This window comes from Agrobacterium sp. M50-1 (assembly GCF_049843495.1).
Taxonomy (GTDB): Bacteria; Pseudomonadota; Alphaproteobacteria; order Rhizobiales; family Rhizobiaceae; genus Agrobacterium; species Agrobacterium radiobacter.
In genome coordinates this window covers 297,492-321,153 of record NZ_JBBHZH010000001.1, presented here as the reverse complement: position 1 = coordinate 321,153, position 23,662 = coordinate 297,492, and the positions used below count along the sequence as shown (strand labels likewise).

At 60.7% G+C, this 23,662-nt stretch carries 19 protein-coding genes and 1 riboswitch; of the genes, 3 read left to right on the top strand and 16 right to left on the bottom strand.

The window, feature by feature from the left end:
- Positions 1–24 precede the first annotated feature (24 nt).
- The 7 genes from WDZ78_RS01350 to WDZ78_RS01320 all read right to left on the bottom strand — a co-directional run bounded on the left by WDZ78_RS01350 (position 25) and on the right by WDZ78_RS01320 (position 8,473).
- Positions 25–1,680, bottom strand: coding sequence for an ABC transporter ATP-binding protein (locus WDZ78_RS01350; protein ID WP_425672094.1), 1,656 nt, complete (start codon positions 1,678–1,680; stop codon positions 25–27).
- Positions 1,680–2,531 (bottom strand): ABC transporter permease, encoded by an 852-nt coding sequence (locus WDZ78_RS01345; protein WP_020011985.1) that lies wholly within the window; start codon positions 2,529–2,531, stop codon positions 1,680–1,682. The genes WDZ78_RS01350 and WDZ78_RS01345 overlap by 1 nt, the downstream gene beginning before the upstream one ends.
- Positions 2,531–3,481, bottom strand: coding sequence for an ABC transporter permease (locus tag WDZ78_RS01340; protein ID WP_020812187.1), 951 nt, complete (start codon positions 3,479–3,481; stop codon positions 2,531–2,533). Before WDZ78_RS01340 ends, WDZ78_RS01345 begins: the two co-directional genes overlap by 1 nt.
- 93 nt (positions 3,482–3,574) lie before the next feature.
- Positions 3,575–5,185 (bottom strand): ABC transporter substrate-binding protein, encoded by a 1,611-nt coding sequence (locus tag WDZ78_RS01335; RefSeq protein WP_003506850.1) that lies wholly within the window; start codon positions 5,183–5,185, stop codon positions 3,575–3,577.
- Positions 5,186–5,278: 93 nt separating this feature from the next.
- Positions 5,279–5,992, bottom strand: coding sequence for an HAD-IA family hydrolase (locus WDZ78_RS01330; RefSeq protein WP_425672093.1), 714 nt, complete (start codon positions 5,990–5,992; stop codon positions 5,279–5,281).
- Between the two features lie 256 nt (positions 5,993–6,248).
- Positions 6,249–7,622 carry an aspartate aminotransferase family protein gene (locus WDZ78_RS01325; RefSeq protein WP_020011981.1) on the bottom strand — a complete coding sequence of 458 codons (1,374 nt, stop codon included), beginning with the start codon at positions 7,620–7,622 and terminating at the stop codon, positions 6,249–6,251.
- A 14-nt stretch (positions 7,623–7,636) separates the two neighbouring features.
- Positions 7,637–8,473, bottom strand: a complete 837-nt coding sequence (locus WDZ78_RS01320; protein WP_425672092.1) for a GNAT family N-acetyltransferase — start codon at positions 8,471–8,473, stop codon at positions 7,637–7,639.
- A 323-nt stretch (positions 8,474–8,796) separates the two neighbouring features.
- Here WDZ78_RS01320 and WDZ78_RS01315 point away from each other — a divergent pair, with 323 nt between their 5' ends.
- Both WDZ78_RS01315 and WDZ78_RS01310 read left to right on the top strand, forming a co-directional pair.
- Positions 8,797–9,465 (top strand): haloacid dehalogenase type II, encoded by a 669-nt coding sequence (locus tag WDZ78_RS01315; RefSeq protein WP_425672091.1) that lies wholly within the window; start codon positions 8,797–8,799, stop codon positions 9,463–9,465.
- A gap of 15 nt (positions 9,466–9,480) precedes the next feature.
- Positions 9,481–10,755, top strand: a complete 1,275-nt coding sequence (locus WDZ78_RS01310) for an NAD(P)/FAD-dependent oxidoreductase (RefSeq protein ID WP_425672090.1) — start codon at positions 9,481–9,483, stop codon at positions 10,753–10,755.
- Positions 10,756–11,011: 256 nt separating this feature from the next.
- On the opposite strand, the gene WDZ78_RS01305 is transcribed toward WDZ78_RS01310, so the two are convergent.
- From WDZ78_RS01305 to argE, 9 genes are all read right to left on the bottom strand, one after another.
- Positions 11,012–12,469 (bottom strand): NAD-dependent succinate-semialdehyde dehydrogenase, encoded by a 1,458-nt coding sequence (locus WDZ78_RS01305; protein ID WP_026363983.1) that lies wholly within the window; start codon positions 12,467–12,469, stop codon positions 11,012–11,014.
- A 15-nt stretch (positions 12,470–12,484) separates the two neighbouring features.
- Complete coding sequence (locus WDZ78_RS01300) at positions 12,485–13,528, bottom strand: tartrate dehydrogenase (RefSeq protein ID WP_425672089.1); 1,044 nt, start codon at positions 13,526–13,528, stop codon at positions 12,485–12,487.
- Positions 13,529–13,541: 13 nt separating this feature from the next.
- The gene (locus WDZ78_RS01295; protein WP_425672088.1) at positions 13,542–15,005 is read right to left on the bottom strand and encodes an aldehyde dehydrogenase family protein; all 1,464 of its coding nucleotides are present in this window, start codon (positions 15,003–15,005) and stop codon (positions 13,542–13,544) included.
- A gap of 141 nt (positions 15,006–15,146) precedes the next feature.
- Entirely contained in the window at positions 15,147–17,114 is a 1,968-nt protein-coding gene (locus tag WDZ78_RS01290) for a hydantoinase B/oxoprolinase family protein (RefSeq protein WP_020011973.1), read from the bottom strand.
- A 3-nt stretch (positions 17,115–17,117) separates the two neighbouring features.
- Positions 17,118–19,160, bottom strand: coding sequence for a hydantoinase/oxoprolinase family protein (locus WDZ78_RS01285; protein ID WP_425672087.1), 2,043 nt, complete (start codon positions 19,158–19,160; stop codon positions 17,118–17,120).
- 128 nt (positions 19,161–19,288) lie between these two features.
- Positions 19,289–19,744 carry a GNAT family N-acetyltransferase gene (locus tag WDZ78_RS01280; protein ID WP_020011971.1) on the bottom strand — a complete coding sequence of 152 codons (456 nt, stop codon included), beginning with the start codon at positions 19,742–19,744 and terminating at the stop codon, positions 19,289–19,291.
- On the bottom strand, positions 19,741–20,097 hold the full coding sequence (locus WDZ78_RS01275) for a cupin domain-containing protein (protein ID WP_003524651.1): 357 nt from the start codon (positions 20,095–20,097) through the stop codon (positions 19,741–19,743). The genes WDZ78_RS01280 and WDZ78_RS01275 overlap by 4 nt, the downstream gene beginning before the upstream one ends.
- Before the next feature lie 26 nt (positions 20,098–20,123).
- A complete protein-coding gene (locus tag WDZ78_RS01270) occupies positions 20,124–21,047 on the bottom strand; it encodes a 2-hydroxyacid dehydrogenase (RefSeq protein WP_020011970.1) in 924 nt (307 codons plus the stop codon).
- A 23-nt stretch (positions 21,048–21,070) separates the two neighbouring features.
- The gene (gene argE, locus WDZ78_RS01265; protein WP_425672086.1) at positions 21,071–22,195 is read right to left on the bottom strand and encodes an acetylornithine deacetylase; all 1,125 of its coding nucleotides are present in this window, start codon (positions 22,193–22,195) and stop codon (positions 21,071–21,073) included.
- A 203-nt stretch (positions 22,196–22,398) separates the two neighbouring features.
- On the opposite strand from argE, the gene WDZ78_RS01260 reads away from it, so the two are divergent.
- The gene (locus tag WDZ78_RS01260; protein ID WP_425672085.1) at positions 22,399–23,277 is read left to right on the top strand and encodes a GNAT family N-acetyltransferase; all 879 of its coding nucleotides are present in this window, start codon (positions 22,399–22,401) and stop codon (positions 23,275–23,277) included.
- A gap of 39 nt (positions 23,278–23,316) precedes the next feature.
- A riboswitch (cobalamin riboswitch) is annotated at positions 23,317–23,551 on the top strand.
- Positions 23,552–23,662: the final 111 nt, after the last annotated feature.

Below are 23,662 nucleotides of genomic sequence, written 5' to 3'. Positions count from 1 at the left end.
TTGCAGGGCCGTATCATCCCGTTCTCACCTCTTCGAAAACGCCCGCACCAGCTCCGCATCCTGCTGGAGGTTGTCGAGCCATTTCGGGTCGAGTTTCGGCACCGAGGAGAACAGCAGTTTCGAATAGGGGTGGGTCGGCGACTTGATCGCTTCCGTCTCCAGATGCTCCACCTTCTGCCCGCCATACATCACGACGATTTCGTCACATATGGTCTCCACCACCGAAAGATCATGGCTGATGAAGATATAGGAGAGGTTCAGTTCCCGCTGCAGTTCTCCGAGAAGATCGATGATTGCGGCCGCGACCACGGTATCGAGCGCCGAGGTGATTTCATCGCAGATGATGAGCGATGGTTCGGCCGCAAGCGCCCGGGCGAAATTGACACGCTGCTTCTGCCCGCCGGAAAGGCCGGAAGGGTGGCGGTGGCGCACCGAGCGCGGCAGCTTCACCATATCGAGAAGCTGGTCGATCCGCGCATCGCGCGCCTTGCCCTTCATACCGTGATAAAAGGTAAGCGGCCGGCCGAGGATGTCCTCGATAGGTTTGGACGGGTTGAGTGCCGTGTCGGCATATTGGAACACGATCTGCATGCGGCGAAGCTGATCGCTTGTCCGTCGGCGCGCATCGGCATCCAGTTCCTTGCCTTCGAAGATCACATGGCCGCCTGCCGCCGGCAGAATGCCGGCAATGGCGCGCGCCAGTGTCGATTTTCCGCAGCCGGACTCACCGATAATGCCGAGATTGCGGCCGGGATAGACCGAGAGGCTGACGGAATCCACCGCACGCACCAGCGGCATCCTGTCTCCGCCCTTCGTTCCATATCCGGCGATCAGCTCCTCTATATCCAGGAGGGGCGTGGCCTGTTGCTGTTTGACGGGTGTGACAACGCGCGCCTTGTCGTGAAAAGCCGTCAGCAGTTCTTTCGTATAGGGGTGCTGTGCATTTTCTAGGATATCCGCCGTGGTGCCGGTTTCCTGCACCTCGCCGCCTTTCAGCACCACGATCCGATCGGCAATCTGGGCGACGACGGCAAGATCATGCGAGACATAAACGCCGCCGATACCGCCCTTGCGCATTGCCGATTTGAAGGCGCGCAGCACCTCGATCTGGGTCGTGACATCGAGCGCTGTGGTCGGCTCGTCGAAGATCACCAGCTTCGGATTGCCGATCAGCGCCATGGCGGCGGAGAGGCGCTGAAGCTGGCCGCCCGACACCTGATGCGGGTAGCGCTCGCCGATGGTCTCAGGGTTGGGCAGCGACAGGGCCTTGAAGAGTTCCATCGCCCGCACCCGCGCCTCCTGCGACGGCATCAGATGGTGGATGCGGGTGACTTCGATCACCTGATCGATGATCCTCTGTGCAGGGTTGAAGGCGGCGGCCGCACTTTGGGGCACATAGGTCACTTTCGTGCCGCGGATCGTCGCCCGCTCGGCTTCGGAAAGCTGCACCATGTCGCGACCCGCCACCTTGACGCTGCCGCTGGAAATGCGGCAACCCGGGCGGGCATAGCCCATCAGCGTCAGCGCAATGGTGGTCTTGCCGGAACCGCTTTCGCCGATCAGCGCAACGATCTCGCCATCGGCGATGTCGATGTCCACACCCTTGATGATGTCGATGCGGCGTCCGGAATCGGTGGTGGCCTCGACTTTCAATCCGCGGATTTCAACGAGATTGCTCATTATTCGCTCCTGTCGCGGATTTTCTGCGGCAGATTGTCGATCAGCAGGTTGACGCTGATCGTCAGGCTGGCGATCGCCAGGGACGGGAATATGACGGCGGGCGCCGCGAACGGCAGGCCGCCGATGTTCTCACGCACCAGCGCACCCCAGTCCGCATTCGGCGGCTGCAGGCCAAGGCCAAGGAAGGAGAGGCCTGACAGCAGCAGCACGATGAAGACGAAACGCACGCCAAGATCGGCCAGCACGGGACGGACGATGTTCGGCAGGATTTCGGAACCGATGAGGTAGAGCAGGCTTTCGCCGCGCACGCGGGCGACGGTGACGAAATCCATGGTGTTGACGTTGACGGCAAGCGCTCGAGCGAAACGATAGGCGCCCGGCGTATAGATGACCGAGAGTGTGATGATCAGCACCGGTATGGACGAGCCGACGGCGGCGACGACCACGAGGCCGAAAAGCTTGCTCGGAATGGAGTTCACCGCATCGAGAAACCGGCTGAGCGCCGCATCGAACCAGCCGCCGATGACGGCGGCGCACATGCCGAGCACGACGCCGGAGGTGCAGGCGATGGTGACGGCTGCGAGCGATATGCCGACCGTGAAACGCGCGCCCATGAGAATGCGGGAAAACACGTCACGGCCGAGATAATCGGAACCGAGCCAGAGATCTGATGTCATCGGCCCGAAATAATCGAGATCGACGATTTCACCGACCGGATGCGGTATGAGATAGGGCGCCAAGATTGCGACCATGGCCCAGGAAAAGATGATGAGAAAGCCGAAAACGCCGACTGCGTTGATCTTGTAACCCAAACGCGAAGTCCCCGAATTTGTTTTGATATTGTCGGCCATCAGCGCAGCCTCGGATTGGACATGATGGCGATGATGTCAGCCGTCGTGATGAGGAGGAGATAACCGACGCAGAAGATCATCGCGCAGCTCTGGATCAGCGGCAGGTCGCGGGTTGCGACGCCATCCACCATCAGCTTGGCGATGCCAGGATAATTGAAGATAGTCTCAACGATGATGACGCCGCCGACGAGATAGGAAAGCGACAGCGCCACCGCATTGACGATGGGGCCGAGCGCATTGGGAAGCGCGTGGCGAAGCACGATGCGCATGCGCGGTGCGCCCTTCAAAAGCGCCATTTCGACATAGGGCGTATCCAGCGTTTCGATGACGGCGGCGCGGCTCATGCGGATCATCTGCGCTGAGACGACGAAGGTCAGCGTGATGACCGGCATGGCATAGACCCGCAGAACATCGAAAAGCGTGTGAACCTCGCTGACCAGCGACAGCGCCGGCAGCCATTTCAGGTAGACGGCGAAAAGCAGCACGGCGAGTGTGGCGATCATGAATTCCGGCACCGAGATGACGCCGATGGTCAGCACGGTGACGGCCCGGTCATAAAGCGTTCCGCGCAGCATGGCGGAGCTGATGCCGAGGGTGAGCGCCAGCGGCACGGCGATGATGGTGGTAATGCCGGCAAGCTTCATGGAGTTGACGAAGCGTGGACCGATAAGATCGGCAATCGCCATGTTGTTGGCATAGGACGTGCCGAGCTCGCCATGCAGCAGGCCGAAGAGCCATCGGACGAAACGCAGCAGGGCAGGATCATCGAGATGCATGGCGGTGCGCAGGCCCGCCACGGCCTCCGGCGTTGCCGCCTGGCCGAGAAGGATCGTCGCCGTGTCGCCGGGCAGCAGGCTGGTGGCGGAAAAGACGATAAACGACACGATCAGCAGCGTCGTCAGCATGACGACCAGCCGCCTGGCGATAAGGGACAATATCCGGCTGTTCATTCACATGCTCCTGCGACCTGCCTGATTGTGGAGGCTTCCCGCATCCTGCGGAAAACGTGCCGGGCGCATTTTCGCGCCCGGCCCCATGGTCTATCAGGCTTCAAGCCAGACGTATTCCGCGAAGGAATAACCCATCATGCCGCCGAGCGGATTGGCTTCCAGCCCCTTCAGCTTGGAGGTGATGGCGTCGACATTCGAAATATAGGCGGGGATGATGGTGCCGGCTTCGTCGGCGATCATCGTTTGCAGTTCGAAGTAGATCTGCTTGCGCTTCTCCATATCGAGCATGCCGCGTGCTTCCAGCATCAGCTTGTCGAATTTCGGCGACTTGTACTGGCTTTCGTTCCACGGGGCGTCGGAAGCATAGAGCAGCGAGAACAGGATGTCCGGCGTCGGGCGCGGGTTGATGTTGCCGAAATGGACCGGCGCCTTCAGCCAGTAATTGCTCCAGTAACCGTCGGAGGGAACACGCTGCACATCCAGCTTCACGCCGATTTCGGCGGCCGAAGCCTGGATGATCATCGCCATGTCGACCGACGAGCTTGCTGCATCCGATGCGATGACCGGAATGGACTGGCCGATGAGGCCTGCCTTCTGGAAGTGGAATTTCGCCTTCTCCGGATCGAAGGCTTTCGGCTTGAGATCCGGATTGTGATAGGGGTTCATCGGCGGAACCGGCTGGTCGTTGCCGACTTCACCGAGGCCGCGCAGGGCCGCCTTGACGATCTGCTCGCGATTGACGATCGACTTCATACCGGCAATGAAATCGGCATTGTTGCCGGGCGCCTGGTCGAGACGCATGTTGAGGTTGGTGTAGTTGCCCGATGTCGTCTTGGACAGAACGACACCTTCCTGCTTGTCGAGCAGGCGAAGCGCACGCGGGTTGATGGAGGCCGCGAGTTGGATATCGCCCGAGAGAAGGGCGTTGACGCGGGCATTGTCGTCCGAAATCGCCATGAATTCGAAACTGTCGATGTGCGGGCCGCCCGACTTCCAGTAATTGGTGTTCTTGGCCATGATCGAACGGACGCCCGGCTCGAACTTTTCGAGCTTGAAGGCGCCGGTGCCGTTGCCCTTGGAGAAATCCGTGGTGCCATCGGCAACGATCATGAAATGGTGCAGAGCCAGAATGGATGGCAGGTCGGCATTCGCGTTCGCCAGCGTGATTTCGACCGTGCTCTTGTCGAGAGCCTTGAAGCCGGTCATCTGCGCGGCAATCTTGGCGACCTTGGAGCCGACGGCCGGATCGAGATGGCGCTTCAGCGAATAGACCACGTCGTCGGCGGTCAGGGCCTTGCCGTCATGGAAGGTGACGCCGGAACGCAGCTTCACCGTCCAGGTCTTGGCGTCCTTCGTTTCGATAGCTTCGGCCAGCTCCAGCTGCGGCGTGCCGGAAACATCGAGGAAGCTCAAACGGTTATAGAGCGCGCAGCAACGAACATAATCCGTCGAAAGCGAGGCTTTCGCCGGGTCCAGCGTATCGGCGGTGGAGGAGGACCAGCCGGCGGCCTTGAGCGTGCCGCCGGAGACCGGCGTTGCGGCCACGGCATTTGAGGCGCGACCGAGAATGGCCGAACCGGCGGAAAGGGCGACACCACCCGCCAGCAGCATGTGAAGCAGTTCGCGCCGCGTTGCGCCGCGTCGGATCGCCTGTTCAACGGCGGCATCGTCGGAGCGGGTCCAGTTTGTAATCCTGTCACTCATGGTCTTCCCCTTTTGTATGATTTGTTGAAATGCATCTGTAGAAATTTCAGGCATGCCGCATCCCAGTTCGCGGCGCGCCACTGGCGGTGCGGCTTAACCGCCCGCTTGCCTTGCGGCGTCAGCAAGGCCGGCCATGGAGGTAAAGTGATAGTCCGGCTCGGTGAAGTTTTCCGGTTCGATGGTGCCGCCATATCCCTTCTGGGCGTGACGCCGCTCGATCCAGCAATTGGTCATGCCCAGTTTCCGGGAAATGCCGATATCGTGATACTGGCTTTGCGCGACATGCAGAATGTCATCCTTCGATGCGCCTTCGCTCTCCACAAAAGCGAAAACCTTTTCGAAGAATGCAGGATCGGGTTTTTCCGTGCCGGTATCATCCGCCGTGAAGGCCGCATGAAAGGGATTGCCGAGCTCCTTCGAGAAATATTCGAAGGCCCAGCGCTGGGCATTGGTCATGGCGATGAGGCGATGCGTCTTGGCAAGCTCGGCCATGGCGGCGCGGCTGTCTTCAAAGCCTTTCCAGCTTTTTGCCGCGTCGCGCAGGCGCTCGCCGAAAGCGCGTTCCGCCGGCAGTCCAAGTTGCGGAGCGATGATCAGGTAGACACGGACGAGGTCGTCCGGAAACAGGTCGGTCGCATCTGAGTAACGGGCTGTGCGATAAAGGGCGAGCGCCTTTTCACCATCGACCTCCACGCCGTTTTCCGCGCCGATTGCGGCTAGGGTCGATTTCAGGCCACCTTCGAAATCGATGAGAGTTCCCACCACGTCGAAGCTCATATATTTGAAGTCGCTCAGTTTTTTGGGCAATGTCGGTCTCCGCTTTGCCGCCTTGGCCTCTTGGGGAGGTTGCGGCAGATTATTCTGTTCCCGGACGGGATCCTTGCCCCGTTCCCATTTGTAATTACGCCCTTTTTTATGGCGTTTAGTGCCATTTGCATTAATAGTTTGGCACTTTCGGCACGCCGGATACGCCGAAATGGATCGGCTCTTCGGCAGAATATTGCGAATATGCGGTGCGTTGCGACATTTCGAGAGGGTGCCGCAACGCTGCCTTTCTATCACCTCAGGCCATGGCGGCCCTGACGGCCGGGTCTTCGAGTGTCTGGTCGAGCGTCTTCAGCGTCCGCTCGACAATGGCGTCGATCTCACTATCGGTGCAGCAGAGCGGCGGCGCATAACCAAGAATGCCGTTTGCAAAGGCGCGCACGATCAGGCCGTTTTCCCAGGCGCGGTCAAAAACCTTGCGTGCAGGGGCCGCTGCAGCCGGCAGCGGCGTCTTTTTGTCCTTGTCGGTCACAAGTTCGATGGCGGCAAGCATGCCGCGGCCGCGCACATCGCCAACAAGCGGATGGTTTTTCAGGCCTTCCAGGCCGGCCATCAGCCTTTGACCGGCACGGCGGCCGTTTTCCAGCAGTCCACCCTCGTAAAGTTTCAGCACTTCGAGACCGACGGCGGCGCTGACAGGGTGGGCGGAGTAGGTGTATCCATGCCCCACGGCGGCATCGCCGGCAAAGTCCGCTATTGTATCATAGACGTGATCCGCCATGAAGACAGCGCCCATCGGCACATAACCTGACGTCAGACCCTTTGCGGCCGTGATGAAATCAGGCACGATGTCCTCGTCCGTGCAGGCAAAGAGCGGTCCGGTGCGGCCGAAGCCGGTGATGACCTCATCGGCGACGAAGAGAATGCCGTAGGAACGGCAGAGGTCGCGCATGGCCTTGATCCAGCCCGGCGGCGGCACCAGAACGCCGCCCGAGCCCTGAATGGGTTCCGCATAAAAGGCGGCGACCCGGTCCGGGCCGATAGCCTCGATCTTGTCTTTGAGAATTTGCAGGGAGGAGGCGATGATCGCGGCCGGATCACTGCCGGCCGGATTGCGGTAGGCATAGTGCGACGGAATTTTGTGCTGCCAGTCATAAGGCACGCCGAAACCCGCATGGAAAGCGGGCAGCGCCGTCAGGCCCGATCCGGCCGTTGTGGAGCCGTGATAACCCTGTTCGATGGAAATGAACTGATCGCGCTGCGGCTGACCTTTCGCGTGCCAGTAATAGCGGATGAAGCGGATGGTGCTGTCCACCGCATCGGAACCGCCAAGCGTGAAATAGACATGGTTGAGATCGCCCGGCGCACGGTCGGCGAGTTCGGAGGCAAGCCGGATAGCCGGTTCGCTGCCGATGTCGAAATAGGCGGTGGCATAGGGCAGCTCACGCATCTGTTTGGCTGCCGCTTCGACGATGCTGTCATGCCCGTAACCGGCATTGACGCACCAGAGGCCGGCAAAACCGTCGATGAGCTGGTGACCGGTCATGTCGGTGACCGTGGCGCCGCTTGCCGATTTCAGCACCCGCACACCAAGCTTCTCATGGCCGCGGAAGGAGGAGACGGGATGCACCAGATGGGCGCGGTCCAGTTCGATCAGTGAATTGCTTAACATGGGTCTCTCCAGATTCAGCCCAGTGCCTGGCTGGTCAATGCGAATGTTTTCAGTTTTTTGTCGGCGGGGATTTCTTTTGTCGACCGGCGCATGGCGATGCCGCCGCCGACATGGGCAAGGCCGTGCTCGGCAAGCCAGGGGCCTAGACCGGTATCGGCGGTGGTATCCACGCGCAGGAATGCGCCGGGGCGCTCGGAAACGGCAAAGGCGATCAAATTCTTAGCGATTTCAGCATTGTCCGCCACGACCGGGCCGATGACCTCGCCGCGCCCGAAGGCACGAAGTGCGGCAAAACCCCTGATGACGCCCTGTTCCTCGACGATTGCGAAACGTGCCCTGTCGGCAAGCGCTGCAAAGAGCGCCGTGCGATCGGCGCCGAAAGCCTGCGCATCGAGTGCCGCAAGCGCGGATGGATCAATGGTCTCGACCCAGTTGACACCGGCTGGCTTGTCGGTCGTCACCGGAATTCCCTGATGTTGAAGCACCTCGCCGCAGGCGACGAAGCCCAGTTTTTCATAGAGCGGCAGACCGTCCGCCGTGGCGATCAGACGGCATTCGCGGTCTTCTGCTGCGTCCATTGCCGCCTGCATCAGTTGACGCCCGAGGCCACGGCCGCGCATGCTCTCATCCACGATCACCATATTGACGGTGGCGCAGCTTTCTCCGAGAAGCGTCGCCATGGCGGTGCCGACGACGCGGCCGTTCTCAACGGCGACAAAACCCTTGCTCAGGGAAAGGACCAGCGCCCAGTCCTCCTTCCGGTGCGGCCAGCCGGCCTGGCGGGAAAGTTCAACGGCCGCGTCGAGGTGGTCCGGTTGAAACATTTGGATATCGATCAGGCTCGCCTGCATGCCGGAACTCCGTTTTTTCTTACTCTTCATTGATAGACTGACGCCGGAAGAAGATTGTCCCGACAAATGGGAAGGTTCGATATGTTTCGCTGTTGCTTTTATCCGCCGCCGCATCTTATGCCGCGTCCTGTTCGCATCGGTCGATAAAGCTGGGGCAGGAGAAGGCTGTCGGTTTGCCCCAGCGCAACTCTCTGCCAAACTGGCGGCTGGATACGCAACAATCTGCTTTCGTGACCGGCAATTGCGGTGCGCCGATCAGCCAAAGGCCTCTATGATCTGATTATTGCAGCCACCACCAATCCCCAAGCAAGGATGACGACGACATGACCATCTTCCGCCCCAAATACATCACATTCGATTGCCACGGCACGCTCATTCATTTCCAGATGGCAGAGGCTGCCCGCGATCTCTACGGTGATCGTCTGGGAGAGGCGGAGATGGAAGAGTTCATCAAGAATTTTTCCGCCTATCGTCTGGACGAGGTCATGCATGACTGGAAGCCTTATGCAGACGTCGTTCACAATGCCCTGTCGCGCACCTGCAAGCGCAATGGTGTAGCTTTCAAGGATGAAGATGCTGCAATGGTCTATGAGCGGGTTCCGACGTGGGGGCCGCATGCCGACGTTCCGGCGGGTCTTTCCAAGGTCGCCAAGGAAATCCCTCTGGTCATTCTGTCCAACGCCATGAACTCACAGATCATGTCGAATGTCGCCAAACTGGGCGCCCCGTTCCATGCCGTCTATACGGCCGAGCAGGCGCAGGCCTATAAACCGCATTTCAAGGCTTTCGAATATCTGTTCGACATGCTCGGTTGCGGCCCGGAAGAAATCCTGCATGTGTCGTCCTCCTTCCGCTACGATCTGATGTCCGCCCATGATCTCGGCATCAAGAACAAGGTCTGGGTCAACCGCGGCCATGAACCTGCAAATCCGTATTACGGGTACACGGAAATTTCAGACATTTCCGGTCTTGCGGGCGTTGTCGGACTGTAAGAGAGGACATCGATCATGAAGCTCGTCTCCTATTGGCACGACACGGCGCCCCTGTTTGCGGGGGCGGCGCAAGGTCCTGTCGAAGGCCATTATGATGTGGCCGTCATCGGTGGCGGCTTCACGGGTCTCGGTGCCGCGCGTCAGCTTGCAAAAGCCGGCGCGCGCGTCGTCGTTCTGGAAGGGCAGCGCGTGGGCTGGGGCGCTTCGGGCCGCAACGGTGGCCATCTCAACAATGGCCTTGCCCATTCCTATCTCTCCGCCAAGGCAGAACTCGGCAAGGAGCGGGCCATCGCGCTATACCAGGCGCTGGATGCTTCGATCGACACGCTGGAAAGCCTGATCGCCGAGGAAGGGATCGATTGTAATTTCCGCCGGGCCGGCAAGCTGAAAATGGCTTCGAAACCGCAGCATTTCGAAAGTCTGGCGAAGAATTTCGAGGCTGTTCATGCCGAGGTTGATCCCGATACGGCGCTTCTGTCGGCTGCCGATCTCAAGGCGGAAATCGGCTCTCCCTTTTATGGCGCCATGCTCTCGAAGAAGAGCGCGATGATGCATATGGGCCGCTATGTGGCTGGCCTTGCCGAAGCCGCCAGCCGCCATGGCGCGGTGATCTTCGAAAAAGCGGCGGTGACGAAACACATCCAGAACGGCAAGATCCATGAACTGGAAACTGCCCGTGGCAAGGTCACGGCCAACAATGTGCTTGTCGCGACCGGCGCTTACACGCCCTCCGGTTTCGGTTATTTTCGCCGCCGCATCATCGCGGTGGGCAGTTTCATCATCGCCACGCGACCGCTGACGGATGCCGAAATCAAGGCTTCGGTTCCCGGCAACCGCACCTATGTCAATTCCATGAACATAGGCAATTATTTCCGGCTCTCGCCTGACAACCGGTTGATCTTTGGTGGCCGCGCGCGCTTTTCCGCAACTTCGGATCAGCGTTCCGACTCCAAAAGCGGTGCGATCCTGACGGAAAGCCTGCATCGCATCTTCCCGCAGCTTGCCCATGTGCCGATCGATTATTGCTGGGGTGGACTGGTTGACATGACCAAGGACCGTTATCCGCGCGCCGGTTTTCATGACGGTGTGTGGTACGCGATGGGCTATTCCGGCCACGGTGCTCAACTCTCGACACATCTCGGCATGATCATGGCAGACGCCATTCTGGGGCGGCCGGACAACAATCCGCTGAAGGGGCTGGACTGGCCGGCGGTGCCGGGGCACTTCGGCAAGCCCTGGTTCCTGCCGCTGGTGGGATTCTATTACAAGATGCTGGATAAGATCCAGTAGAAGATGGCGGCCTTCCGTTATTCGGATTTCCGATGAATCCCCGCCCAAATTTGACGTCGTCCTCGGGCTTGTCCCGGGGATGCAGGTCCGTCTCCTAAAATCAAACCGTCGCACATGCTGGGGAAGGGTCCGAGCATGACGGGAGGTTTGCGGGTTTTCCATTAACGTCACAGCGGCCCTTTCGGCCGCTTTTTGTTGCACCGACAAAAAAAGAAGGGCCGCAGAGCGGCCCTTTAGGCGGGGATGAGAAAAAGGCTCAAGTGAGCCCACCGATATGGAAGGTCTTAATCTCCAGATATTCCTCGATACCGACCTGCGCGCCCTCACGGCCGAGGCCGGATTGCTTGACGCCGCCGAAGGGAGCGACTTCGGTGGAGATGAGGCCGGTATTGAGGCCGACCATGCCGAACTCCAGCGCTTCGCCCACACGCCAGGCGCGCTTGAGGCTCTCGGTATAGAAATAGGCGGCAAGGCCGAAGGGCGTGCCATTGGCGATGGCGAGTGCTTCTTCTTCCGTCTCGAAGCGGAAGAGCGGCGCGACGGGCCCGAAGGTCTCTTCGCTTGCCAGAAGCATGCCGGTCGTGGCGTCCGTCAGCACCACCGGCGCCGTATATTGCGGACCCTCCGGCAGATTGCGCGGCTTGGTGATGATCGTCGCGCCCTTGGAAACGGCGTCGTCGATATGGGCGCGGATCTTGGCGATGGCCGGCTCGTTGATCATCGGGCCGATGGAGACCCCCGCTTCCGTGCCGGGGCCGACCCGCATGGCATCGACGCGATCCGCCAGTTTTTTCGCGAAGGCCTCGTAAACACCAGACTGGACGAGAATGCGGTTGGCGCAGACGCAGGTCTGGCCGCCGTTTCGAAATTTCGAAATGAGAGCGCCTTCAATAGCGAGATCGAGATCGGCATCGTCAAAAACGATGAAGGGCGCATTGCCGCCCAGTTCCAGCGACAGTCGCTTTATGCTGTCGGCGGCGCCACGCATCAAAAGCGAGCCGACACGGGTGGAGCCGGTGAAGGAAATTTTCCGAACCGTTTCGTTGGCCATGATTTCGTTGCCGATTTCCGTCGGCATGCCGGTGACGATGTTAATGACGCCCGCGGGAATGCCAGCCCGTTCGGCAAGAACGCCGAGCGCCAGAGCCGAATAGGGCGTAAATTCCGATGGCTTGATGACCACGGTGCAACCGGCCGCGAGTGCGGGCGCGACCTTGCGGGTGATCATGGCGTTCGGGAAGTTCCATGGCGTGATGATGCCGCAGACGCCAACAGGCTCCTTCAGCACCACGATGCGCCGGTCCGGCGTCGGTGAAGGAATGGTGCCGCCGCCAATGCGCCGCGCCTCTTCCGCAAACCATTTGACGAAGGATGCGCCATAGCGGATTTCGCCCTTCGCTTCCTCAAGCGGCTTGCCCTGTTCCGTGGTCAGGATCAGGCCGAGATCGTCTATATGCTCGATCATCAGCGCAAACCATCTTTCGAGAAGCGCCGCACGCTCCGCATGGGTCTTCTTCTTCCACGGGCCGAATGCGGTGTTGGCGGCCTCGATGGCCGCGCGCGTTTCCGCGCTCCCCATATCGGGAACGGTGCCGATCACGGCCTGTGTCGCGGGGTCGATGACATCGACCGCCTTGCCCGACGCCGCCGCTTTCCATGCGCCGCGGATCAAGCCCGTCTGGCGAAAGAGTTCCTTGTCCTTCAAGCCCTGCATCATAATTCTCCGAAATCAGTCGAGTGCCGCGAGAACCGCGGCGGTGATGGCGTCTGTCTTGTCCTTGCCCGGCACCGTGCCGATGCCCCGGCCGGTCGCCGTTTCCAACGCCGCCATGATGCGCACTGCTGCATCCTTTTCGCCGAGATGCTCGAGCATCATCGCCCCGGACCAGATGGCGGCAATGGGATTGGCGATGCCGAGATGGGCGATATCGGGGGCCGATCCATGCACCGGCTCGAACATGGAGGGCGCGCTGCGGTCGGGGTTGATATTGGCGGAAGCGGCAAACCCGAGGCCGCCCTGAATGGCCGCGCCGAGATCGGTCAGAATGTCGCCGAAAAGGTTGGAGGCGACCACGACATCAAGGCTTTCCGGGGCCATCACCATGCGTGCCGCCATGGCGTCGATGTGATAGCTGGAAACCTCGACATCGGGATATTCGGCAGCGAGCTTGTGTGTCACCTCGTCCCAGAAGACCATCGAATATTTCTGGGCATTGGACTTGGTAATGGAAGCGAGCTTGCCGCGACGCTTCTGCGCCTGCTCGAAGCCGAAGCGCAGGATACGCTCCACGCCCTTGCGGGTGAAGATCGAGGTTTCGACGGCGACTTCATCGTCGGTGCCCTGGTGCACGCGGCCGCCCGCGCCGGAATATTCGCCTTCCGTGTTTTCGCGGATGCAGAGAATGTCGAATCCATCCGCCTTCAAAGGTCCCTGCACGCCGGGCAGAAGCCGGTGAGGGCGGATATTGGCATATTGCACGAAGGCCTTGCGGATCGGCAGCAGCAGGCCATGCAGCGAAACCGAGTCCGGCACTTGCGCCGGCCAGCCGACTGCGCCGAGCAGAATGGCGTCGAAGCCGCGCAGGGTTTCGATACCGTCTTTCGGCATCATCGCGCCGGTTTCCTTGTAGAAGGCGCAGGACCAGGGGAATTCCGTGCCCTCAAGCGCAAAACCGGAACCCTTGGCGACGGCGTTGAGCACCTGCCATGCGGCATCAGTCACGCTTTTGCCGATGCCGTCTCCGGGAATGAGTGCGATGCGATGCATTTTCAAGACGTTTCCCCTGTTACAGTCCGATGAGGACACTTTTGCTCTTGCGGTTGGCCAGATAAGCCTCGCGGCCGAGATCCTTGCCGATGCCGGAGCGCTTGTAACCGCCTGTCGGTAAGATGTGGTCGCGGGAGCGGCCGTAACGGTTGACCCAGATCGTTCCCGCCTGAATGGCGCGTGACAGGCGCATCACACGCGAGATATCACGGCTGAAAAGACCCGCCGCCAGACCGTAAGTCGGATGATCGGAAAGCGCCAGAGCCTCTTCTTCCGTCCGGAATGTCTGCAGCGTCAGCACCGGCCCGAAGATTTCTTCGGTGACGGCGGGAGATGTCTGGTCGACATTGGCGATCAGCGTCGGCTGGTAGAAATAGCCGGGGCCGTCCATGATCGCGCCGCCCGTCAGGCATTCGCCGCCATGGGCGACCGCGGCCTGCACGATACCGTCGATGCGTTTGCGCTGCACCTCGGAGATAATAGGTGAATATTGCGTCGTCTCGTCCCATGTCGGGCCGGGCTTCACCGCCTTCATGCGGGCGATGATCGCGGCGGAAAGGGCATCTGCCGCACTTTCTTCAACGATAATGCGGGAACCGGCCACGCAGGCCTGCCCGGCATTGGAGAGAATATTGCCGGCAATGGCCGCCGCCGCTTTTTCGATATCGGCATCGGCAAAGACCAGTTGCGGGCTCTTGCCGCCGAGCTCCAGCGTCATGGGCTTGATGCCGGTGCGGGCGATATTGGCCATGATGGCGGCGCCCGCGGCCGTGGAGCCGGTGAAGCTGACCTTGGAGATATCAGGGTGCCCGGTGATGGCATTGCCCGTCACGGGCCCGTCACCCAGTACGATATTGATGAGACCGGCGGGGAGCCCGGCCTTGATCGCCAGCTGTGCCATGAAAATGCTGGAGAACGGCGTCATTTCAGACGGTTTCAGCACCACGGCATTGCCGGCGGCAAGCGCCGGGCCGAGCTTCCAGCCCGCCATGGAGACGGGGAAATTCCATGGCGTGATGGCGCCGACGACACCATAGGGTTCGGTCATGATCATGCCGAGGCTCGCATCGTCGGTCGGCACCAGATCGCCGCCTTCTTTGTCTGCGAATTCGGCGAAGAAACGGATTTGCTCGGCGGTCACGGCGATATCGCCTGTTATTAGCTGGCCCACGGGCCGCGTCGAGGAGAGCGCCTCGATTTTTGCCAGCGTCTCGGCTTCCTGTTCGATCAGGTCGGCCCAGCGCTGCAAGACCTTCGTGCGCTCACGCGGGCGCACGCCGCCCCAGTTGCTGGTCTTCAACGCGGCCCTGGCAGTCTGCACCGCTTCATCGACCAGCGCTGCATCCGCCTTGGGACAACCGGCATATCCAACGCCATCGGATGGGCGATGCATATCGATGCCGTTTGCAGCCGTAATCAGCCGGTCGCCGATGAAGTGGCCGATCGGCAGGGACAAGCTGTCTGGATCGAAGCTGAGCGTCATGTGGAATCCTCTCTGGATATGCCCCAACGCTAATCCCTGACGGCAAGCAGCATCGACCGACTGCGGCGTGGGCGGTGAATGAAAATCCTGTTTTGCCACCGGCAGACAGCGCAATCTTCGGCGGCGAAGGCAGGCCGCCGCTCAAACGCCGTAGCGTGCACTTATCCGGTCGAAAATCCCGGCCATCCGCTCGCAAAGAGGGCGGGGATCGTCGCCTTCGTTTTCGACCGCTTCAAACACCCGGTGTTTCAGGAAGAAACGCCATCCCACCGGCGATTTTTGCAGGAATTGGGTCAGAAGGTCATAACGTTCCCGAGTCCAGACCGCCTCGAAGGCAAGCCGCTCCGGTCCGTAGCTGATGATATCGTCCGTCTTTCGGCGCGGTGCGGCGCGCAGGGTGGCCGTCGTTTCTTCATCGATCTCATCACCGATGAGCGCGACCCCGTAATGTCTTGCAGCATTTTCTGCCGAGACCGCACCACGCCGCACATCGCGAAGCACGGCCTGCTGCGGGCGGGTGAAGGGGTCACCGTAACCGCCGGCTCCCGGTCCGATGACACGAATGACATCGCCCGGACCGCAATGGACGATATCGGTATTGCCGAGCGAGATTTCGCCCTGCGTATCGGGGTTGCGGAGAAAGCGGGAAATCAGCCCCGGGCCCGCGCCATTGACGCCCCAGCTTGCCATCAGCGAGCGATTGCGGTTGCGTGCCGTGACCACCGTTTCCGGTGAGGATATTTCAAACTCCATGATGGCCGAAAGCCCGCCGCGAAAACGGCCCGCCCCGCCGGTATCGCGTTGCAACCCATAACGACGGAAGAGGATCGGCACTTCCGCTTCGCTGATTTCAATCGGCGTGTTGCGCAGAAAACCGGTGGCGCCGCCGGCGCCGTCGCTGCCGTCGCAGAAGGGCGTGCCGCCGCCACCGCCGCCAACCGGGCCGATGGAAGCCATGACCGGGCGGCCGTTCCGGTCGCTGGTCTTGATGTTCATGATGGCGTTTCCGCCGGGTGAGGCGGCGGGAATAAGCTCCGGCAGGGCTTTTGCGAAAGCGCCGATGGTGACGATCTGGGTCATGGCGCAGGTGAGCGAGCGCATGCCGACAGCGGCCGGGCGTTGACAATTGACGATCGTGCCTTCCGGCAGCACGGCCCGTACCGGGCGCAGGGTGCCGGCGTTCAGAAGCAGGCTGTTGTCGAGCGTATAAAGTACATAGGTCAGGCCGACCATGACGAGTGAATGCCGCTCGCGACCGCCGGTCGGCATGTTCAGCGACGAGCCGAGCTGCGGATCGCTGCCGGTATAATCGAGGATCGCCTCGCCGCCGCGGATTTTCAGCGTCAGCGCCACGCGGCATGGCCGGCCGCCAACGGAATCCTCATCGGCATAGTCGGCAAAGAAGTAATCGCCATCGGGAACCCTGGTGAGGATTTGCCGGGTCTGCTCTTCCGCATAGTCGAAAATCTGGCGCACACCGTCCAGAAAATCGTCAAAGCCGAAACGGGCGACGATCTCCTGCATCTTGCGTTCGCCGATGTTGACGGAGGCGATCTGGGCGTGGAGGTCGCCGATATTCTGTTCCGGCATGCGAACATTGGCCTTCATCATGTTGATGATGAAGGGGTCGAGCCTGCCTTTGCGAACGAGCTTGACCGGCGGGATGCGCAGGCCTTCCTGCTCAATTTCGGAAAGCGAGCGGGACAGGGAGGCGGGAACTGCGCCGCCGACATCGGTATTATGAATGTGCCCGACCACGAAACAGGCAATTTTGCCCTCATGGAAGACCGGTTTCCAGATGTGGATATCCGGCGAGTGGGTAGCGACGAAACCGCTATAGGGGTCGTTGGTGATGCAGATATCGCCGTCTTCATACTCCTCGAACATGGAAATCAGCGGCGCGTAGTCGATGCCGCTATACCAGGGCGCACCGAATTGCCGCGGATTGGCGAAGGCCAGCCCCTCGCGCGTCACCACCTGGCAGGAAAAATCCTCGGTTTCCTTGACGAAGGCGGAATGGGCGGTGCGCATCAGCGTAAAGGCCATGGCGTCGGCGGCGGCAGAGCAGAAATTGGCAAGGACCTTGAGATTGCGGCGATCGATGGCCATGGATCAAAACTCCCTCTTGGTAATGACGAGATTGCCGAAACGGTCCACATGGACGGAGAAGTCGGGCGGCACCACGGTTGTGGTGTCGTCCTGAAGGATGATGGCGGGACCATCGAAATCGTGTCCGGCCGCCAGATCGGCACGATGATAGATAGCCATGTCGTGTTCCATGCCGCCAAACCAGCCTTTCGTGTGGAAGCGCGGCGTTGCGGGGCCGGTGGCCATGCCTGTCTCGCGAAGCGGCGGCTTCGGCGTTCGACCGGAAACGACGAGCCTGAGGTTGACCATCTGCACGGCCGCCCGTTCATCGAAATGACCATAAAGGCGGGCATGTTCCTCGTGGAAAGCCTTGTTGATGGCGTCGGCGTCGCCTTTGCCCAGCCATTCCGGCTGCAGCGTGGTTTCGATTTCGTAGGACTGGCCGCGATAGCGCATGTCGGCGGAAAGCCGCATGTCGCAATCCCCGCTAAACCCCTGTTCCTTCAGCCAGTTGCGCCCGGTCTCCTGCATTTCGGCGAGAAGGGGGGCGAGATCAGAGGCCGCCCTGTCATCCACATCGCAATAGGTGGTGCGGATGAAATCATTCTTGAGATCAGCAATCAGGCCGCCGAGCGCGGAAACGACACCGGGGGTGGGCGGCACCACCACACCTTTCATATCCAGTTCGCGGGCAAGGAAACAGGCGAGCATCGCGCCCGCGCCGCCGAAAGCGAAGAGGTGAAATTCGCGCGGATCGATGGCGAAGCGGGAGGTCAGGGCGTTCACCTCCGCATACATGCCCGAGACGGCGATATCGACGATGTTGCCGGCGAGCGCCTCGACGGAAAGGCCGAGTTTTTCGGCGAGCGGCAAGAGGGCGGCGCGCGCTGCGGCGTGATCGACGGTCACTGCGCCATAACCGAGCGGCATGTGGCCGATGAGATTGGCGGCCGCCATGGCATCCGTGATCGTCGGGCGGTCGCCGCCCCGTCCGTAACAGGCCGGCCCCGGCGTCGAACCGGCACTTTCCGGTCCGACCTGCAACAGGCCGAGACTATCCACCCACGCGACCGAGCCGCCGCCCTGGCCAACGGAACTGACGGAAACGGAGGGAACATGAATCTGGAAATCGCCGATCAGCTCACCGACCCCATATTGGGCCTCGCCATCAAGGATAACGGCCACATCGGCGCTGGTGCCGCCAATGTCCAGGCTCATCACCCGGTCAAAGCCGCTGGCCTTCGCCAGATAACCCGCGCCGATAACGCCGGAGGCAGTGCCGGAGAGGATCATCTGCACACATTCGCGCCGCGCCTGATCGATGCCCATGACGCCGCCATTGGTCTTGGTGATGAGCAGCGGACAGGCAATGCCTTGGCTGCGCAGCACCGTTTCAAAACGGTCGAGATAATGTGCGACGCGCGGCTGGACATAACCGCTGATGACGGCGGTGACGGTGCGCTCATATTCGCGGATGATCGGCCAAGTCTCGGCAGAGGAGACCACCGGCAATTGCGGTGCGATGCGTTCGATCATCACCTTCACGGCCCGTTCGTTTTCGGGGTTACGGTAGGAATGCAGGAAGGCGAGCACGATGCCGTCGCAACCGGCTGCAATTGCGCCGTCGACCGCCTTCGCCACATTCTCTTCGTTCGGCGCGAGCTTTATCTCGCCGGTCGCCAGCATGCGTTCGGCTATGCCGAAAACCCGTTCACGCGGGATCAGCGGTTCCGGTCGCACGGAATAGAGATTGTGGATCTGCGGGATTTTCAGGCGTGCAACATCGAGCACGTCCTCGAAATTTTCGGTGGTGAACAGCGCGACGTTCTGGCCGTTGCGCTGGATCACCGTGTTGACACCGACGGTGGTTCCATGGGTGAAATAGGAGACGTCCTTCGCTTCGATGCCGTCGCGCTTTTTCAGCGTATCGAGTGCGAGAAGGATTTCTTCTCCCGGCGCATCGGGGCGGGAAAACACCTTCAGGGTGGAAAGCGAGCCGGTCCCATCGTCAAACACGGCAAAATCCGTAAATGACCCGCCCACATCAACGCCAATGCGATATCCCATCTCTTCCGTCTCCTTTTCCAGTGCTGATGATGCTGTCATCGGGACCGGAAAAGGGCCAAGCATTTATGGGGTAAGGGTCATAGCTCCAGGTTATGATGATGGCCGACATGACGTGCAAGTCAGGCTGATCAGCCTTCGCCGGGTTTCGGCACCGTCATGTAATATTCGGGATGCGGCGCGGCGCGATAGCCGGCCTTTTCGTAGACACGATGGGCGTCGCGGGTCGCGAGCATCCAGCTCGACACCGTTGAAAGCTCCGGATGCCTGCGTATCTCGGTGGCGATCCAGGAAGCAAGGCCACGACCGCGATGATCCTCCACCGTGAAGACGTCGCGCAGATAGCCAAAAACGGCATAGTCAGTCACCAGGCGGGCGAAGGCGGCCATGGAACCGTCGGGGGCATAGACGCCGACCGGCAGCGAATGCGAAAGCGCCCGCTTCAGCCGGTCGGCGGTCATTCCCTGCGCCCAGTAGGAATCGCGGGCGAGAAAACCATGGACCAGATCGAAATCCACACGCGCCGGATCGGTGCTCAGCACGTAGCCGTCGCGGGTGATTTCGAAAATGGCCGGTTCCCAGTTCATCCGTTCACCGTAACATAGATCTTGCGGACGGTTTCAATGGTTTTCCAGACGCCGACGAAGCCCGGCTTCATGACGAAACTGTCGCCCGCCGTATAACGCAGCGGTGCGCCGCCTTCTGGCGTGATTTCGATGACGCCTTCGAGAATATGGCAGAATTCGAAGGTTTCGCCCTTGATCGAGCGGCTTTCGCCCGGCGTTGCTTCCCAGATGCCGGTGTGGACGGTGCCGTTGCGGGCTTCGTCCAGCGGCCAGGTCTTGAAGGAGGGATCGCCGGAAATGAGGCGTTCCGGCAGGGCCTTGGAAGCTTTCGGTTCGAAGGCGGGATGGGTGTCGATGGTCTTGAGAAGCGGCATGGGTGTCCTTTCGTGGAACGGGATGATCAATATCCGCGGTTGCGGTCGACGAGGCCGAGCGGCTCAAGGCCGGACTGGTATCGTTTGATGTTCTCGACAACGGTGCGTGCTGCCGAATGCGGCTGGGTGACGCTGGCGATATGCGGCGTCAGGAGAATTTTCGGATGGGTCCAGAAACGATGGTCTTCCGGCAGCGGTTCGGGTTCGGTAACGTCGATGACCGCGCCCGAAAGCCCGCCGCGATCCAGCGCGTCGATGAGGGCGTCATGGTCGAGCTGCCTGCCGCGCCCGGCGTGAACGAGGCCGGCGCCTTCTGGAAGCATTGCCAGACGTTCGTCGTTCAGAAGCCCCACGGTCTCTTCTGTCAGCGGCAGCAGGCAGACGAGAATATCGCTTGTCGAGAGGATGGCGGCCAATCCAGCTTCGCCGTGATGGCAGGTGACGCCGTCGATCTCGCGCGGGGAACGGCTCCAGCCGGAAAGCGGAAAACCGAAGGCTTTCAGCCGTTCCAGCGCCGCAACGCCCAGCATGCCGAGACCGAGAACGCCCACGCGGCACTCTTCGGCCTGACGCTGTGGCAATGCCTTCCAGAGTTGCTGGCGCTGCTGTTTTAAATAGATCGGCAGGTTGCGGTGAAGCGCCAGCACGCCAAGGCTCACATATTCCTGCATCATGCGGATAATGCCTTCATCCACCATGCGCACGACCTTCACATGTGCCGGGACGGCGTCGATGTGGAACTGATCGACGCCCGCACCGATGGAAAACAGGATTTCGAGATTGCGGTAGCGGCCGATATCATCAGGCACGGTCCAGGTAATGAGGTATCGAACCGCATCCGCATCAACGCTGGCGGCATCCATCGAGAAGGGCAGCTCCGGCAGGTCGCGGGCCAGGGCCTGCCGGAAAATCTCGCCGCGCTTCGCGTCGGAATTGAAGAAAAACGTCATCTGATATCCGTGGTTCCGAAGGTTTAAACCGTGCAGCGGTTCGCCAGTGTTTCCAGCATTGACTGGCAGGCCGAAAGTTCGCCGGCCGTTATGAATTCGTCCGGCTTGTGGGCGCGGCCGATATCGCCCGGACCGCAGATGATGGCGTCGATACCGGCCGCCTGAAAAAGCCCGGCCTCCGTGCCGTAGCTGACGGCGGCGATGCAGGGCGCGCCGGTCAATTCTTCCAGAAGCTTCACGAGCGGTGCATCGGCGGCGAGGGACAGCGCCGGATAATCGCTCATCGGTGCCCATTCTATGTCGATGCCCTCAGCGGCGAGCGCTTCGACGCCGTCACGCACCGGTTGGAGCAGGGTGAGCGGCGACACACCGGCAATCGCCCGTGCTTCCAGTTCGATGGCGCAGAGATCGGGAATGATGTTGATCGCCTGTCCGCCTTTCACCGTGCCGATCTGCAGGGAGGAATAGGGCGGCTCGAATGTCGCTTCGAAGGGACCCTGGCTGAGAGCCTGTGCGGTCTCGACCGCCTTTGCCATGATGCCGGTCATCAGATGGACGGCGTTCACGCCCTGATCCGGCCGCGAGGAATGGCCGGAGCGGCCGCGAATGGTGATGCGTGCAGCGGCCTTGCCCTTGTGGGCGCGCACGGCACGCAGATTGCTCGGTTCGCCGATGATCGCGCCCGCCGGTTTTGCGCATAGTTCCGGCAATCGGGCAATGAGGTGCGGGACGCCGCGGCAGCCCGCCTCCTCGTCATAGGAAAAGGCAATATGAATGGGGCGATTCAGCGCCATGCACGAAAATGCCGGTGCCGCGGCGAGAACCGTGGCCAGAAATCCCTTCATGTCGGTGGTTCCGCGTCCGTAAAGACGCTCGCCTTCCGCTCTCAGGGTGAAGGGATCGGAGGACCATTCCGGCTCACCGGCAGGCACCACATCCATATGGCCAGACAGAATGTATCCGCTGGTATCTGTCGGCCCGAAGCTGGCGAAGAGATTGGCGCGGTCACCCTCCGGGCCGGCAAGCAGCGATACTTTCGCGCCGTGACTATCCAGATAATCGGCGATCCACCCGGCGATATCGCCATTTGGGGTTCCGACGACCGATGGGAAGCCGACAAGACGCTCCAGAATTTCGATTGCGTTCATGGCTGTCTCCGCCGCTTCAACGTCGAAAATCTTAGAGCGGCCGGCGGCGTTTATCTGCTGAAATAGGGGTGTTTTCGGTAGATTGTTGTGTCTTTCCAGCGCTTTCGGAAAATTCCTGCCGGCAAGGCTGGTTATCTTCGGATGTCGTGGGCTGGGTTGCCGGGATCAAGGTTCCGCGCCGGAGGGAATGAGAGCCGTTTGTCATGGAGCTGCTCAAGGTCGATAGTTTCGAGTTGCGAACCGTGGATATCGCCGATGTGGAGGCCGATCATCTGCATGCCCTCTCCATGGCTGTCGGATGGCGATATCACGCGAATGAATGGTGTTTCCTGCGTCAATGCGGCATCGGCCTTGCCGCGCTTGACGAAATCGACCGCGTAGTCGCAACCGCCATGCTGTTTCCTTATGATGAAGGTTTCGCGACGGTCGGTATGGTCATCGTTTCCCCGCGTTTGCAGGGACAGGGCGTTGCACCGTGGCTGATGGGGCGCCTCATGGCAGATTACCCTGACGCTGCATTGCGACTGAACGCCACGGAAGCGTCACGGCGGCTTTTCGCCCGGCTGGGTTTTGCCGGAGATGCGGAAAAAGTACATCTCCTTCGTGGCAAGGCGCGCTGCCTTGCCGAGATGCCGGCGCTCGGAAGAAAACAGAGGATCGAGCCGCTTTCGGGGGACCATTTGTCCGCTGTTGCGGATCTGGATCAGGCGGCTTTCGGTGTCTCGCGCCAGCGCGTCCTGCAGCGTCTCCTGCGGGAAAATAAGGGTTATGGCCTGTTCGAGGCGGATCGTCTCGTGGCCTTTGCATTGCGACGCGCAGCGGGGCGGGGCCATATTGTCGGCCCGGTCGTTGCGAGCGACGAGACGGTGGCCATCATGCTGGTCAGGCGGCATTTTTCCGATCTGGACGATCAGCTCGTCCGTCTTGATGCCGTTCGTGACAGTGGTCTTCTGACCGATTTCCTGACGCAATCCGGCCTGGTGGTGATCGAAACGCTTACCACTATGTCGAAAAACGCGCCGCAACCGGCCGGCTCTGGTCCCGCAATGATTTTCGCCCTGGCTGGCCCGTCTTTGTGCTGAGGTGCGGCACTATCGCAATTGACGCCCCGCCCGTTGCCCCTTATGTGAGAAAGCGACGGTTCCTGCAGCCGAAAGGCGAAGGGATTAATAGGGAACATGGTGCGGGCGATCTTTTTCGCCCAATGCCGTGGCTGCCCCCGCAACTGTAAGCGGATTGTCGTTCATCCCCGTGACGCTTCAAGGCGTCATGCCACTGTATTCTCCGGAATGCGGGAAGGCAGATGAGTGACGCAAATCCGTGAGCCAGGAGACCTGCCGTCAAAATATGAACCATCGTTACGGGCGGGGAAGCCCGGAGGAGGAGATTGTAATGTTATTTCATAACATTTGGTTTGCGTCCCGTCGTCGTTCTCCGTACAAGACGTCCCGCTGTTGCTGCGCGTTC

Coding starts and splice junctions, on each gene's coding strand:
- argE (WP_425672086.1), bottom strand. CDS start 22,195: ATGAACGCAATCGAAATTCTGGAGCGTCTTGTCGGCTTCCCATCGGTC.
- WDZ78_RS01335 (WP_003506850.1), bottom strand. CDS start 5,185: ATGAGTGACAGGATTACAAACTGGACCCGCTCCGACGATGCCGCCGTT.
- WDZ78_RS01305 (WP_026363983.1), bottom strand. CDS start 12,469: ATGCAGGGCTTGAAGGACAAGGAACTCTTTCGCCAGACGGGCTTGATC.
- WDZ78_RS01340 (WP_020812187.1), bottom strand. CDS start 3,481: ATGAACAGCCGGATATTGTCCCTTATCGCCAGGCGGCTGGTCGTCATG.
- WDZ78_RS01345 (WP_020011985.1), bottom strand. CDS start 2,531: ATGGCCGACAATATCAAAACAAATTCGGGGACTTCGCGTTTGGGTTAC.
- WDZ78_RS01270 (WP_020011970.1), bottom strand. CDS start 21,047: ATGACGTTTTTCTTCAATTCCGACGCGAAGCGCGGCGAGATTTTCCGG.
- WDZ78_RS01290 (WP_020011973.1), bottom strand. CDS start 17,114: ATGGCCATCGATCGCCGCAATCTCAAGGTCCTTGCCAATTTCTGCTCT.
- WDZ78_RS01295 (WP_425672088.1), bottom strand. CDS start 15,005: ATGACGCTCAGCTTCGATCCAGACAGCTTGTCCCTGCCGATCGGCCAC.
- WDZ78_RS01260 (WP_425672085.1), top strand. CDS start 22,399: ATGGAGCTGCTCAAGGTCGATAGTTTCGAGTTGCGAACCGTGGATATC.
- WDZ78_RS01280 (WP_020011971.1), bottom strand. CDS start 19,744: ATGAACTGGGAACCGGCCATTTTCGAAATCACCCGCGACGGCTACGTG.
- WDZ78_RS01310 (WP_425672090.1), top strand. CDS start 9,481: ATGAAGCTCGTCTCCTATTGGCACGACACGGCGCCCCTGTTTGCGGGG.
- WDZ78_RS01325 (WP_020011981.1), bottom strand. CDS start 7,622: ATGTTAAGCAATTCACTGATCGAACTGGACCGCGCCCATCTGGTGCAT.
- WDZ78_RS01285 (WP_425672087.1), bottom strand. CDS start 19,160: ATGGGATATCGCATTGGCGTTGATGTGGGCGGGTCATTTACGGATTTT.
- WDZ78_RS01315 (WP_425672091.1), top strand. CDS start 8,797: ATGACCATCTTCCGCCCCAAATACATCACATTCGATTGCCACGGCACG.
- WDZ78_RS01275 (WP_003524651.1), bottom strand. CDS start 20,097: ATGCCGCTTCTCAAGACCATCGACACCCATCCCGCCTTCGAACCGAAA.
- WDZ78_RS01350 (WP_425672094.1), bottom strand. CDS start 1,680: ATGAGCAATCTCGTTGAAATCCGCGGATTGAAAGTCGAGGCCACCACC.
- WDZ78_RS01320 (WP_425672092.1), bottom strand. CDS start 8,473: ATGCAGGCGAGCCTGATCGATATCCAAATGTTTCAACCGGACCACCTC.